Origin of the sequence: Rhodococcus sp. EPR-157 (assembly GCF_001647195.1) — a bacterium.
Classification (GTDB): domain Bacteria; phylum Actinomycetota; class Actinomycetes; order Mycobacteriales; family Mycobacteriaceae; genus Rhodococcoides.
Genome location: NZ_LVCV01000003.1, coordinates 1 through 14016, shown reverse-complemented (window position 1 = coordinate 14016; position 14016 = coordinate 1). Strand labels below are relative to the sequence as shown.

The window sequence follows — 14016 nt, the reverse complement described above, 5'->3', positions numbered from 1 at the left end:
GACGCTCTTGTACAGCACAAGAGCGTGACCAAAGCCGCTCAGCAACTGAGCCTGAGCCAGCCCGCGCTGTCAGCTTCCCTGGCGCGCCTGCGACGACACTTCGGTGACGAACTGCTCTACCGAGTCGGCAACGAGTACCACCTGACTCCGCTGGCAGCCGAACTTCGTCAACGCACCGGCCTTGCCCTCGATGGCGTCGAGCGTGTCTTCTCCGCGCAACCCGAGTTCGACCCTGCGCAGTCGACGCGCGAATTTGGTGTTCTGCTAAGCGATTACGGAATCACGGTCCTAGGAGACACACTCACCAGACTCTTCACCGAGTCAGCGCCTCATGCGCGCCTACGCTTCCGGCCGACAAGCCCTGACCTGGTAGCTCGCGCAGAACACACGCTCGTAGGCACGGACTTGATGCTCGTGCCCCATGGTTTCGTGACAGACCTCCCGCACACGGATCTCTATCGCGACCGGTGGGTCATGATCGTTTCTTCGGACAACGAGAACGTCGCCGAAGAACTGACCATCGACAATTTGAAGACCTCGCCCTGGGTCGTGGTGTTCCACGGCCAATCGGCAGCCACCCCTGCCGACCGCCAACTGCGCATGCTCGGCATCGAGCCGAACGTACAGGTGATCACCGAGAACTTTCTCACCGTTCCCAATCTCATCGCCGGCAGCAATCGCATTGCGCTGCTTCAAGAAAAGCTGGTTCGACTCCTGCCCCTCAACTCCGGCCTACGTACGATGACGTGCCCGGTAGAAGTAGGGGAATTGGTCGAAGCCATGTGGTGGCACCCGGTCTACGACCGAGATCCAGAGCATATCTTCCTGCGAGACATCGTTGGGCGCGCAGCAGAATTGGCCACTGCAGAACCTCTGTGATCCGCGGGCCCTACTTGACTGCTATCGGGTTCACCGGCGCACCGACAGCTCCCGTCACCGGTATCGGAGCGGCGGTGAGGAAGAACTCGTACGTGCCATCCGTAGCGCAGTCCTCGGCCAGCCCATCGAGATCCCACATCTCGCCGAGGAACAAGCCGATGTTCGGAATCGCCACCTGATGCAGGGGCTGGAACGCGACGTCGAACTCATTCGGCCGCACCTCGAATCCCCAGGTATCGGTGGCAATAGCAGCGATCTCACTGTCGTGCAACCAATCTGCGGTGGTGAACGACAGTCCGGGCGCTGCTCCGCCGGCGTAATCTCCCCAGCCTTCACGACGAACACGACTGAGCTGCCCCGTACGTATCAGCACAAGATCACCTCGCCGCACCTCGGACGTGGGACCCTGCGCCTCAATGGTCGCCACCAGATGCTCAGTGGTTATGGCGAACCCGTTGGGTAGTTCCCCCCGCTCTCCGAATCGTCTGCCCACATCGAGTAGAACACCACGACCGACGATTCCGTTGGCTACGGTCTCGATTCCGGTCACTCTGTCACCGAGGCTGGTGACCACCGAACCTGCCGGGCGGCCGTTCCACGCCACACCGTGATCGAAGATGTGGCCCAAACCATCCCACTGTGTCGAACACTGCAAAGGCATCGATACGACGTCGTCGGCACCGCCCAGTCCGTGCGGGAAACCCTGAATTCCGGCCGCAGCGTCGGTACCGGTGTCGAGCATCGTATGTACCGGGTTCGTCCGCCGACGCCACCCCTTCTGCGGACCGTCCATGTCGAAACTTTGCGACAGTGAGAAAGAAACACCCTTGACGATCAGCGAACCCGCCGCCGATCGAAGATCATCGGTGAGGTAGTTCATCGTCCCTCGGACGTCGTCCTCGCCCCATCTTCCCCAGTTGCGATTCCTTGCCGCAGACTTTGCAATCTCGCCTTCCGGATCGGTGCGGTCGATAGTGTGTGGGGTGTAGGTGCCGGTCATACGGAAGCCTCTTTCAGAGCATCGGAAATGGATTTGACCCCGCCGTGCGATCCGGCACCACCGTCGACTGACACTTGGGCTCCGGAAGCGAACGACGCGTCCGGACCGAGCAGAAACGCCACCACTGCGGCAACCTCGTCGGGATCACCGGTTCGACCCAGTGGTGTCTCGGCGATCGAGGCGGTTCGAAACGCGGCAGATGCCCCTTGCGTCATCGGCGTGTCGATGAACCCGGGGTGAACGATGTTGACGCGTATCCCGCGTGGACCCCATTCGAGCGCCGCAGACTTGGTGAGTCCGCGCAAGCCCCACTTGCTGGCGGTGTACGCCACTGGATAATGGCCGCTGGTCGCAGCAAGCGAACCGACGTTGACAATCGACGTACCTCTGGCCATTCTCGGTGTCACCGCCTGCATTCCCAGCAGCGGACCGATGACGTTGACCGAGTGCAGGCGCGTCATGTCGTCAGCGCGGACGTTGTCGAGCCTGGCGCGCCAGGTAGTTCCTGCGCAGTTGACCAGACCGTCGATCGCGCCGACGATACTGTCGACGAGTTCGTCCCAGTCTGCCTTGGCGGTGACGTCGAATCCGGTCTCGAGGTCGACGCCGTACACAACGGCACCCCGACACCGCAGTACATCGACCACGGCCGCGCCGATTCCGCCTGCGGCACCGGTGACGACCACGGTTCGACCGTCGAGATCAGACATCTGCTTGATCGGCTCTGGTTCGCGGGTGATCGACGATTCGGGCCGTGGGAATCTCCGGGACGGCTCGCGATTCACCGACGGTGTTCTCCAGAACTCCGATGCCTACGACTGTCATGGTCACGACGTCGCCGGTCTGCAGCGGGGGCGGCGTCTGTTCTCCCCGCCGGCCCCACAACTCTGCAAGGCAGCCGCCGTTGCCGACGGTACCGCTGCCGAGAACATCGCCCGGGTGCACCCACGAATCGCGTGAGGCGTATGCCACGAGAGCGTCGAAGCTCCATCCCATGTTGGCGAGCGAATCATGGCCGGTGAGTTGACCGTTCACTTCGACGGTGCACGAAATGTCCAGGAACCCATCCGCGTCTCGGCGGCTGTGCACTTCGTCGGCAGTCACGATCCACGGTCCCAGCGTGTTCGAGAAGTCCTTGCCCTTCGCCGGTCCGAGGCTGACCTGCATCTCACGACGTTGAATGTCTCGCGCCGACCAGTCGTTGAGGATCGTGTAGCCGAAGATGTGGTTGTGGGCGTCGGCCATCGTCACGTTGGAGCCGGACTCCCCCACCACTGCAGCTACTTCCAGCTCGAAGTCGAGCGCTCGGCAGGCTGCAGGCGGTGCAATCACCGCGCCGGGGCCGCTGACGGTGTACGGGTTGGTGAAGTAGAAACGAGGGGCCTCGTACCAGGCGTCCACTACCCCTTCCTGGCCGTCCACACTGCGGCGTACACCTTCGACGTGCTCCTCGAATGCGACGAAGTCCCGCATCGTTTTCGGTTGCAACGGTGCCAGCAGCCTCACTTCTCTCAATTCGATCGAAGGTGCGTCGAGCGCGTCGGTCCCGAGGTCGAGGGCACGAGCAAGTCCGGCGTTCAACAGCTCCTGCATCGTCTCCTTCACTGGATAAACTCGCTCGCCGTGCACAACACCAGTTGACGTCAAGCCGCCGCGTTCGTACGTCGCGAACTTCATACCGGCGGTGCCATGAACAGGCCCTTGTCAGGGTCGTTGAACGATTTCTTGGCCACGAACTCATCCATCGCATTGGCGGTACCCCACTGATCGGACACCTCGGGTGCCGAGAAGTCGAGCAGGTGGGGATGCCAGGTGTCCTCGTCGAGAACCTCGAGCTCGGTGGTGTACTCCATGGTGTTTCCATTGGGGTCGAGGAAATAGGAGAACGTGTTGTTCCCCGCTTTGTGACGCCCAGGGCCCCAAATCTTCTCGACGCCGGCCCGCAGCATTCGGCCGGTGCCGCGCATGTACTCGTCGATACCGCGGAGCTCGAATGAAGCGTGGTGCAACGACACGTGCGGACCCCGCGCGATGGCCATACTGTGGTGCTGCGGATTGGTCCGGAGGAACCACATCATCTCGCCCATCCGTGGATGCATGAGCGTGTCCGACAACCTGAATCCGAACCACCTGTCGTAGAACGCCACTGTCGCCTCGGGATTCGGCGAATTCAAGACCACGTGAGAGAGCTTGACCGGGATCGATTCGCCCTCCTCGACCTTGCGGTGCTGCCGAACAGCGACATCCGCGGACACCTCGATGGTGCGTCCGTCGACGTCGAAGAACCGGAATCCGTACCCTCCGCCCATTGTCTGCAGAGAGTCGGGTTCACCCACGAGCTGCACCCCACCCACAGCGAGGCGCTCGGCGAGAGCGTCGACACCCGCTGCGTCGGCCATTCCGTAGGAAACCAGATCGAGCCGCTTGTCGGCATCCTTGCGAATACGAACGACGTACTGCTCGGGCGATCCTTCAGCGGCAAGGTAGGTCACGTCGCCGTCCGTTCCGACATTCGTCAGCCCCCATTGATGAGTGTAGAAGTTGAGTTGCTGCTCATAGTCGGGCACAGCAAGATCGACGTGCCGAAGATGGGTGAAGGCATAGTTGTTCATGAGCTGACTCCTGACGATGCGGGCGACAGACCCAGCCGGAAAGCGTTGTCGCTCAAAATGGACTGTGTGACGAGCTCGGGCAGTTTTGCGGCACGAACCTCCGCCACCGGATCCTCGTTGCCCATGTCGAACGGATAGTCCGACCCGAGTACGACCGACTCCGCTCCGACTGTGTCGATGAGAGCTCGAAGCGCATTCGGCCCGTGCACCAGCGAATCGAACGCGATGCGACAGAGATAGCTGCTCGGACGGGCGGAGCATCGACGGGCCTCAGGGCGGACCTCCCACGCGTGATCCGAGCGCCCGATGTAAGTCGGGAGATAGCCGCCACCGTGCGCCGCCAACAATTTCAGAGATGGGTACCGGTCGAGTACCCCTGCAAAGATGATGTGCGACAACGCCGCCGCGTTCTCGACCGGCTGCCCCACCGTATTGGACAGGTAGAAGCGATCGAGCCGCTCGTCGAGAGAACATCCGAACGGATGCACGAACACCACTGCACCCAGTTCTTCCGCGCGAGCCCAGAACGGTTCGAGCCGCTCGTCGGACAGCTCCACGCCCGGCGCGAACGACGAAATCTCGACACCGGCAAGTCCGCATGTCACGACAGCGTCGTCGAGAGCGGTCACCGCGTCCGCCGGATGCTGGAGTGGAATCAACCCGAGGCCGACGAGCCGCGACGGCTCTTCGGCGACCAAGGCGGCAATACCGCGGTTCGCGCTCGAAGTAACCACCTGTGCCAATTCTCGGTCGGCCCAGTAGTGATACTGCGACGGCGACGGCGACACCACCTGAACGTCGATCCCAGCCGCATCCAGGTCGGCCAGGCGTCGGTCCAGCTCTGTGAGCTGAGAAATGCGGGCACCGAACATCTTTCCCGACACGGCCGAAGATTCGGCACCGTTGCGTCGGGCATCGAGTGCCCGGTGTGCGTCCAGACCCGGCTGCCCGGCAACCGCGGCTTCCACCTCCGGCACGATGGCATGCGCGTGCACGTCCACTATCCGGCCGTTCATGGCGCCTCACTGACCAGTGCGGCGACCCGGCCCATCAGACCGGGCACGTCGGCATCCGGGTCGCGCTCGAGCATCCAGGTTCCGATCTGGACCGACGCTTCCACGACTGCGCGCGCCCGTGGCAGGCGTCGAGCTGCAAAAGCATCGAGCAGTGCATCGTCGATGCTGCCGGCACCGAGCACCATTTCCGACAGCACCCAGGCGTCTTCGAGGCCCTGGGCGCCCCCTTGAGCGACCGTGGGCGGGCAGCAGTGCACAGCGTCGTCGATCAGTACGACGCGTCCGCGGTGCCACGGGCCCTCGAGTACGTGAGTTTCGAACCACGTGTAGTTGATTGCGCTCGGATCGTCGAGGTGAGCTTTGATGTCGTCCCACGGTCCGTGATAGTTCTCGGCCAGGCCCACCATGACGGCGAGACGCTGCTCCGGGGACAGGCCCGCGCGATCCTGGGCGTCTTCGACGATGTAGGCATAGAGCGAATTCTTGCCTGTGGGACAGTATCCCGCGATATAGCCCGCGCCGCCGTAGTAGAGATCGGTTCGAGTAACGCTCTTTGGACGTGGTCCTATCAGTCGCCAGATCCCCATGCCTGTCGGACGAGGCGACAGATCGATCCCGATTGCCGCGCGGGTCCACGACCGCACGCCGTCCGCGCCGATCACCAAGTCGTATCGCCCGGAGGTGTCGTCGGAGAAAGTCACCGTCACGCCGGATTCGTCCTGGATCAGCGCGTCGGCCGCTACACCGAATCGCATTTTGGCACCGGCGCGTTCGGCCGCCGAGTGCAGAATCGCTGCCAGAACCTGGCGCTCCATACCCATACCGGCGGGGAGGTCGGGACCACCCGTGCGAGCGTCGTTCATCTCCACGAGCAGGGTCCCGTCGGGATCCGGTGCACGTATGCCGAGTGTGTCGAAGCCGTAACCGTGCTCTCGGACCTCGTCCCACACTCCGAGAGACCGCAACACGCGAAGTGCGTTTCCTTGCAGAGTGATTCCAGATCCGACCGCATGTCCACGCGGAGTGTTCTCCACGAGGTCGACCGAAGCACCCCCCTTCGCCAACGCGATTGCCGACGCCGCACCGGCGATACCGCCGCCGATCACCAGTACCGATGTCATGACGCGTCCACGACCGCTGTCTGCTGATATCCGAGTCCAGTGATGGTGGAGGTCATCACATCGCCATCCCGCAGGAGCCGCCCCCAGTGCATCCCATTGCCCGCGGGGCTACCGGTCAGAATCAGGTCTCCCGGCAGCAGTTGCACGGTCTGCGATACCGCGGACACCAACGCTGCAACGTCGAACAACATGTCCTTCGTCGACTCGTCCTGCATAGCCTTGCCGTCGAGTTCCAGCGTCAACCGCATCTCGGATACATCGCCTGCCTCGTCCTTCGGCACGATCCAGGGTCCGATCGGCAAGAAGCCAGGCGCATTCTTTGCTCGAAGCCAATCTGTACCGATCTCTGGCATATCCCGACGAAAGACGAGTTCGCGTGTGGTCAGATCGTTGGCGATGGTGTACCCGGCGATGGCATCCAAGGCCTCGTCCTTCGAGAGCTGGTAGGCGCGCCGTCCGACGACTGCGACCAATTCGAGTTCCCAATCGTTCTTGTGGGTGCCCGCCGGCAGCGTGACGGTGTCGTAAGGACCTGTGACAGCAGACGGCAACCCCACGAAGAAGTACGGATCGCCCTCGGCTGCACGCTTGTCCATCATCTCGGCCGCATCTGCGCGGACTTGCTCTTCGGTGCGCCCATTCGATATGTCTGCGTGCTTGACCGCCAGATCGATGACATGAGTCCGATAGTTGGCACCGGCCTGCAGGATCTGACGCGGTTCGATCGGTGCTTCGACAACAGCATCTTCGAGCGCGGTCCACTCACCCACGCCGGATTCGGCAGCCGATCGCAGGACGGGGAGTAGGCGATCCCAATCCTCCAGCACCGCAACCGTACTGACGGGAACGGAGAGGCCAAGCGAGTCGGCCACCGAATCGAGGTCGAGAACATTGCCTGCCAGTAGGACTACAGCATGGGGTTCGTCGGCGAGCGTGGCAGTACCGAGTGCAAAGTGTGGGAGGGGCAAGGATGCGATATCCACAGGAGACTGTCTTTCGTTCGGTATGGATGTGATGACAACCACTGTCCCGCGAGATACACGCATCAGTCAAAGAAACTAATTGGATATGCAATATCACTGAAGCTGATGTCCATCTACGTAGCGAATCGCACCGCCCCAACGACCTGCCGGGCATCACGAGACGACGCAATGCCCGGCACGAACAAGACGGATCGGGGTAAGTTCCGATCGCTCCGTCAGCGCAGAATCTCCTCTGTTGCAGTCGCTTTGCGACTGGAACGCACCACACTCTCCGCCAGTACCGGTCGCCTGGTGCGCATCGCGAAGACAGCAAGTGCACCAGCGATCAGCGGGGCCGCAAACAGGTAGTACAGGGCACCAGGTGCCCAATCGGCGTCGAGGAGTCGGCCGGCGACGATCGGCGAGATGATCGCACCGATCCGGCCGATCCCGATGATCAGTCCTACAGCGGTGGCGCGCACCTCGGGCTCGTAGTACATCGGTCCGATAGTGAACATGCCTGCCATCACAGCGCTGGTCAGCAAACCGAGCACCGCAGCTGCGACGAAGGCCGAAGCCAGCGCGTCGACCGACAACGCGTACACGACGAACGCGATGCCGGCGAGGGCGAACAGTATGGTCAACGCCCGGCGTACCCCGAGCCGCATAGCGACCGGGCCGAAAATCAGCGCACCGACGATACCGCCCGCACTGAACAGGACACCTGCCTGCACACCATCCGATGCCGTGAATCCACTGTCGACCAACAGTTTCGGGGTCCACGAGTTGGCGAAATAGAATCCCGCCATGAGCACGAAGAAGGCGAATCCGAGCAGCGCCGTGGTCGCCAGACTCGGTCCTGTCAAGATTCCCCTCCATCGCGTCCTCGCGGTGTTGGGTACGTTCGACTTCTCCGGCATGACGTCCAGAACGGGCTGATGAAGCTTGATCAAGATTGCGTTCGTTCGGTCGAGAGCGTTCTTGGGGCGACGTGAGACAAGGTAATCGAGCGACTCCGGCAGAACGGCGAGCGCCAAAACCGCTACTGCCAGCGTGGCCGCCGAACCGAACACGAACACGGCGCGCCAATCATATTGCGACAGGAGAACACCAGCGATGATCCCGCCGATTGTTCCGCCGATGGGTTGTCCGGCGGTGTAGAAGCTGATTGCCGTCGAACGATGCTTCGCCGAAGCGTATTCGGCGACCATGACGTTCAGGCATGCCTGCAGGGTGCCGATCGCGAGTCCGGTGACCAGCCTGGCAACGAAGAGGAATGTGAAGCCGGTCGCGATTGCCGACAACGCCATTCCCGCCGACACGACGAATGCGCAGATGATGATGGTCCGGCGACGCCCGATGATGTCGGCAACTTGAGAGACCACCATCGACCCGATTGCCATACCGAACAGGGCCGCACTGAGGAGTAGACCGAGCTGCGCTCCGGTCAGTGCCCATTCGTCGGAAATATGCGAGGCACTGAACGCGAGTGCCAGGACGTCGAAGCCGTCGAGCATGTTCAACAGCACGCAGACCGCGACCACCCCGAACTGAATGGGCTGCATCGGCGACGATTCGATTTTCTCTCTGATGTCCATCGATCAGATCACCTCGACTGATGAGCGCGGTGCCGTGCGCACGGCGCAGCACACCGCGGGGGGCAGAAAGTTAGCTGAGTCACAGTTGGTCATGGAGTGAAAACTAGGGAGCATCGGCTCTGATCGCCTACCAGATTCCGCTATACGCAACCCGTGCACCGTTCTGCGTCTACCTGCTCAACGAGACCAACCGAAGGTCTTGCTCGATCTGGGTACGCGCATCCAGCAGCAACGGGACGAGCGTCTTGTCCGCGACAGCGGCGAAACGCTCGGTTCGCATCGACAACGACAACGCACCGACCGCCTCCCCCATCCCGTTATGGATTGCGGCTCCTACCGCAGCGACGCCACTTTCGGTTTCCTCGAAGTTGACGGCGAATGTGCGGCGTCGAACCGACTCCAAATCTGCCAGCAGCTTCGCGAAATCGGCCTCGCTCAAAGCGTGGACTCCATCGGCCGTGCCCCCGAAGTACAGCGAGCGCAAGGCGTCGTCGGACAGTTCGGCAAGAAGGGCTTTGCCGCCAGATGCACGATGTGCGGGCATGACGAGCCCGTCCCGATCATTTGTTGCTTCGACAGACTGAGCACGCACGGTACCGAGGAAGCGAACGCTCTTGCCGACTCGGACCATCATGTTGGCCGACTCGCCGCTTCGTCGCGCAAGGACCTGTAGATGCGGTTGGCACAAAGCCCTGAAGTCCTTGGTCCATGCGAGCCTCGCGGGGCCGGCGTCGAGAGACGGTCCCGGCAGGTACGTGTGATCGTCGTCTTGAACCGCGTATCCGCGGTAGACGAGTGTCTGCAGCAATCGATGAGCGCTCGATCGGGAGACGGCCAGGTGAACGGCTGCGTCCATCACTCGGAGGCTGCCGTAGTCGCGAAGAAGTTGCAGCAGCCGGAGCCCGCGGTCGAGTGAACCGACAGCTCCGTTCGGACGCTCAGGCAGTGGCGGATTGCGCATAGCGGAATTGTATTCACTCTCTCGACTCCAGCGTCCTACGTTGCTCGACATGAGCAAATGTGATCTGGACAACGGTCGAGCGTTCGTCGTGGGCGGCGGAATCGGCGGTCTCGCCACCGCACTCGGCCTGACCAAGTCGGGCTGTAGCGTGACCGTCGTCGAGCAAGCCGAGGCGTTCGGCGAGATCGGTGCCGGCCTGCAGATCGGGCCGAACGCGACGCGCATCCTCGACTCCTGGGGGCTTCTGGAGAAGGTCCGGACGATCGGTGTCCTGCCGAACAACATCGTCATGCGTGACGCCATCTCAGGCGAGGAGATCGCCAGGCTTCCCCTGGGCGTGGACTTTCGCGAGCGATACGGCGCGCCCTACGTCGTCATCCATCGCACGGACCTGCACGCGATTCTCCTGGAAGCGTGTCGCGAGGCCGGTGTCCAGATGATGACGGGCGTCCGGATCGACCGCGTCGACGTCAGTGACGTCGGGACCACCGCGGTCGCGACCGACGGACGAGTGTTCTCCGCTGATGTCACCGTCGGTGCCGACGGTCTGAATTCGGTCCTGCGCCAGGCAATTGTCGGCGACGAACCTGTCCCCTCCGGATACGTTGCCTATCGCGGCACTGTGCCGATCGAGAACGTGTCGGAGCACGACAGGGAACTCGACGATGTGGTCGTCTGGGTCGGGCCGGGCTGGCACCTCGTCCAGTACCGCCTGCGTGCCGGGAAGGTCTTGAACCAGGTCGCCGTCTTCGAGTCCCCTGGATTCCTCAGGGGTGACACCGATTTCGGCGGAATCGACGAATTCCGGGCGGTATTCGCTGGATGCCACCCACACGTCCGCAGCGCACTAGAATCGGTAGGTACGGACAGGCACTGGCCGCTGTACGACCGCCGACCCGCGGACTTCTGGGGCGAAGATCGACTGATTCTGACCGGTGACGCCGCACATCCGATGCTGCAGTACCTGGCCCAGGGTTGTTGCCAAGCGCTCGAAGACGCGAAGACCCTCGAGATCCTGGTCGACGACGCCGATGCCACCATCGAATGGCCGACGGTGCTGCAGCACTTCAGCGCATCACGGATACCACGCACCGCAGAGGTACAGACCAAGGCACGAATGTTCGGCGATATCTGCCACGCGCGGGGCGTCGATCGCGTGCTGCGTAACGAGCTCCTCGCACAGGTGAGCGGCACCGATCTTTTCGACTACTCCGATTGGATCTACGGCGGCCCCGTTCTCGACCTGCTGAAGTCCCGCGCGCTCGCCGGCGTCTGACCCGCACCCCCACACCTCTACGAAGGACATCGAACTCATGCGTCTTGCAGTACTGAACGGCGACCGCGCCGCACTCGTCATCAACGACGTCGTCCACGACATAACCGATCTTCTTCCCACTTCCGCCGGCGCGTACGGCGGCCCGTGGTTGCCCTGGCTAGAGCAAGGCGGGACGGCAGAAAGCCTCGCGCACCTCGACCTGTCCGCCTCCCCAGCCGTCCCACTCGGCGACGTCGCACTATCCGCCCCACTCCCTCGACCCGGCAAAGTCGTTGCCGCACCGGTCAACTACCTCGACCACAAGGCTGAGATGCACGAGCAGAGGACCATTGCCGAGTACGGTGTGTTCCTCAAGGCCAACACGTCCGTTATCGGGCCCAACGACGAAATCCTGTTGCCGTACAGAGACATTCGTACGGACCAGGAAGGGGAACTTGCGATCGTGATCGGACGAACCGCCAAGAACGTCTCCGCCGCCGACGCGAAGAGCTACATCTTCGGCTACACCGGGGTCCTCGACATCACGGTCCGCTCCACCGAAGATCGTTCGACGCGAAAGTCGTTCGACACCTTCACTCCTCTCGGACCGTGGATAGTCACGGCCGACGAGATCACCGATCCCGATGCCTTGGCGCTTCGCTGCTGGGTCGACGACGAGCTACGGCAGGAAACGAACACGTCGGAACTGATCTTTTCGGTTCGGGAACTGGTGGCCTACGCCAGCTCGGTGATGACCCTGCACCCCGGCGACGTCATAGCCACCGGAACTCCGGCGGGCGTCGGCCCGATCGTCGATGGCACTCGCGTGCGGCTCGAAATCGACGGAATCGGCGCGCTCGAGGTCCGTGTGTCCGACCGCGAAGCCATTGCTTACGCCGATCGGCCAGGCGCACAGCACGACGCACGCGCTCTGCAGCTTCGATGAAGGGTAACAACAGATGACCGCCGAACCAGGCCACACTGCACCGGATTCGAGCCCGGAGCTCGATCGTTTGTACGACGATTTCATCGCCAACTCCACTGCTCCGCTGTGGACTCAGACGAACGACTTGATGCCCATGGCACCGAAGCCGGCTGCCGAGCCGCACGTCTGGAAGTGGTCGGCCCTGCTCGACATCGCACAGCGGGCGGGCGATCTCGTCCCGGTCGGCCGCGGAGGCGAGCGCCGTGCGATCGGTCTGGCCAATCCTGGCCTCACCCCGACCGCGTACGTGACGCCGACGTTGTGGTGCGCGATCCAGTGGCTCGGACCGCACGAAACAGCGCCGGAACATCGGCACGCGCAGAACGCCTTCCGGTTCGTCGTCGAGGGTGAAGGAGTGTGGACTGTCGTCAACGGCGACCCCGTCGCGATGCGGCGCGGAGATCTGTTGATGACACCCGGATGGGCATTCCACGGGCACCACAACGACACCGACCAGCCCATGGCATGGATCGACGGGCTCGATGTTCCGCTGGCACACGACATCGACCTGGGCTTCTTCGAATTCGGGTCCGAACGCGTCACCGACGACAGCACACCTGCCGTGTCGCGCTCCGAGCGTCTCTGGGCCCATCCAGGCCTCACCCCGCTCTCCAGCCAGCAAGCACAGGTTGCGACCCCGATCGCGGCCTACCGTTGGGAGCACACCGACCGGGCATTGACCGAGCAACTCAAGCTCGAAGACGAAGGCCATCCCGGTACCGTCGAGCCGGGACACGCAGCGGTCAAATACACCAACCCCACCGACGGTGGAGACGTACTACCGACCATCCGTTGTGAATTTCACCGGCTACGTGCAGGAACGACAACGGCCACCCGACAAGAAGTCGGTTCGTCGGTATGGCAGGTGTTCGAAGGTTCAGGCACAGTTGTCCTCGCCGGAGAAACGCGTGAGCTGGTCAAGGGCGATCTCTTCGTGGTGCCGTCCTGGGTTCCGTGGTCCTTGCACGCCGGAAGCCGATTCGACCTGTTCCGATTTTCGGACGCACCGGTAATCGAGCGGCTGAAGTTCCAGCGGACGTACTACCCGGATACCGGCCGCTTCCACGCCGGCAGTCGAGGGTGACCGCCGACTCCACCACCGCGGACTCGGACCCCTTGGCAGCGTTGCTCGCAGCACGTCGGGGTACCGCGTTCTTCTCACGTGCGGTGCAGGACCTCGACGACAGCAACCTCGACGATCCGTCGGCACTCGACGGGTGGGTACGCCGCGACATAGTCGCGTACGTCGGCTCTCAAGCGCGACGCATGGCGGAACTCGTGGCAATCGCCAGAACCGGAGATGAGATGCCGCAGTGGAATCCCCTATCCCGATGCGACATCATCTATGCCGCAACACTTCCCGCCGTCGCGCTGCGGAACTTGCACGCCCACGCAGCTGTCCACTTGAACGTCGAATGGCGTGAGCTCGACACCGCCACCTGGAACAGAACCGTCGCCACTCCTCAGGGGATCGTGACACTCGACGAGTTGACGTGGAACCGCGCCCATACGGTGTGGTTCGGAGCCGTAGGCTTGGGAGCGGCCGACGACGGAACAGTACCGAAGGAAGTGTGGGCCCGCCCCGTCTCCGGCCCACACCTCTTCCGCCGGGATTGACGAACGCGCG

General features: G+C 62.7%; 14 protein-coding genes. 5 read left to right on the top strand and 9 right to left on the bottom strand.

The features are described 5' to 3' along the window. The coding region (locus tag A2J03_RS00125; protein WP_068368036.1) for a LysR family transcriptional regulator at positions 1-879 on the top strand (879 nt) is incomplete at its 5' end. A 10-nt stretch (positions 880-889) separates the two neighbouring features. On the opposite strand, the gene A2J03_RS00120 is transcribed toward A2J03_RS00125, so the two are convergent. From A2J03_RS00120 to A2J03_RS00080, 9 genes are all read right to left on the bottom strand, one after another. Next, positions 890-1879 carry a cyclase family protein gene (locus A2J03_RS00120; RefSeq protein ID WP_156520118.1) on the bottom strand — a complete coding sequence of 330 codons (990 nt, stop codon included), beginning with the start codon at positions 1877-1879 and terminating at the stop codon, positions 890-892. Further along, entirely contained in the window at positions 1876-2589 is a 714-nt protein-coding gene (locus A2J03_RS00115; RefSeq protein WP_068368026.1) for an SDR family NAD(P)-dependent oxidoreductase, read from the bottom strand. The genes A2J03_RS00120 and A2J03_RS00115 overlap by 4 nt, the downstream gene beginning before the upstream one ends. Next, the gene (locus A2J03_RS00110) at positions 2582-3472 is read right to left on the bottom strand and encodes a fumarylacetoacetate hydrolase family protein (RefSeq protein ID WP_331712345.1); all 891 of its coding nucleotides are present in this window, start codon (positions 3470-3472) and stop codon (positions 2582-2584) included. Before A2J03_RS00110 ends, A2J03_RS00115 begins: the two co-directional genes overlap by 8 nt. A gap of 80 nt (positions 3473-3552) precedes the next feature. Further along, the gene (locus A2J03_RS00105) at positions 3553-4491 is read right to left on the bottom strand and encodes a VOC family protein (protein WP_068368021.1); all 939 of its coding nucleotides are present in this window, start codon (positions 4489-4491) and stop codon (positions 3553-3555) included. After that, positions 4488-5507 carry an amidohydrolase family protein gene (locus tag A2J03_RS00100; protein WP_068368016.1) on the bottom strand — a complete coding sequence of 340 codons (1020 nt, stop codon included), beginning with the start codon at positions 5505-5507 and terminating at the stop codon, positions 4488-4490. The genes A2J03_RS00105 and A2J03_RS00100 overlap by 4 nt, the downstream gene beginning before the upstream one ends. After that, on the bottom strand, positions 5504-6628 hold the full coding sequence (locus A2J03_RS00095) for an FAD-dependent monooxygenase (protein ID WP_068368013.1): 1125 nt from the start codon (positions 6626-6628) through the stop codon (positions 5504-5506). Before A2J03_RS00095 ends, A2J03_RS00100 begins: the two co-directional genes overlap by 4 nt. Continuing rightward, positions 6625-7611: a fumarylacetoacetate hydrolase family protein gene (locus A2J03_RS00090; protein WP_197480537.1), complete on the bottom strand. Its 987-nt coding sequence runs from the start codon at positions 7609-7611 to the stop codon at positions 6625-6627. The genes A2J03_RS00095 and A2J03_RS00090 overlap by 4 nt, the downstream gene beginning before the upstream one ends. Before the next feature lie 215 nt (positions 7612-7826). Beyond that, on the bottom strand, positions 7827-9188 hold the full coding sequence (locus A2J03_RS00085; protein ID WP_068368011.1) for an MFS transporter: 1362 nt from the start codon (positions 9186-9188) through the stop codon (positions 7827-7829). Positions 9189-9357: 169 nt separating this feature from the next. Further along, positions 9358-10149 carry an IclR family transcriptional regulator gene (locus A2J03_RS00080; RefSeq protein ID WP_068368008.1) on the bottom strand — a complete coding sequence of 264 codons (792 nt, stop codon included), beginning with the start codon at positions 10147-10149 and terminating at the stop codon, positions 9358-9360. Between the two features lie 49 nt (positions 10150-10198). Here A2J03_RS00080 and A2J03_RS00075 point away from each other — a divergent pair, with 49 nt between their 5' ends. Genes A2J03_RS00075 through A2J03_RS00060 form a run of 4 tightly spaced genes read left to right on the top strand, consistent with a single transcriptional unit; the run spans position 10199 to position 14006 of the window. Further along, on the top strand, positions 10199-11425 hold the full coding sequence (locus tag A2J03_RS00075; RefSeq protein ID WP_068368005.1) for an FAD-dependent monooxygenase: 1227 nt from the start codon (positions 10199-10201) through the stop codon (positions 11423-11425). A gap of 37 nt (positions 11426-11462) precedes the next feature. Continuing rightward, positions 11463-12350: a fumarylacetoacetate hydrolase family protein gene (locus tag A2J03_RS00070; protein WP_068368002.1), complete on the top strand. Its 888-nt coding sequence runs from the start codon at positions 11463-11465 to the stop codon at positions 12348-12350. Between the two features lie 13 nt (positions 12351-12363). Beyond that, a complete protein-coding gene (locus A2J03_RS00065) occupies positions 12364-13473 on the top strand; it encodes a cupin domain-containing protein (RefSeq protein ID WP_068368000.1) in 1110 nt (369 codons plus the stop codon). Next, positions 13470-14006 carry a maleylpyruvate isomerase N-terminal domain-containing protein gene (locus tag A2J03_RS00060; protein ID WP_068367997.1) on the top strand — a complete coding sequence of 179 codons (537 nt, stop codon included), beginning with the start codon at positions 13470-13472 and terminating at the stop codon, positions 14004-14006. The genes A2J03_RS00065 and A2J03_RS00060 overlap by 4 nt, the downstream gene beginning before the upstream one ends. Positions 14007-14016: the final 10 nt, after the last annotated feature.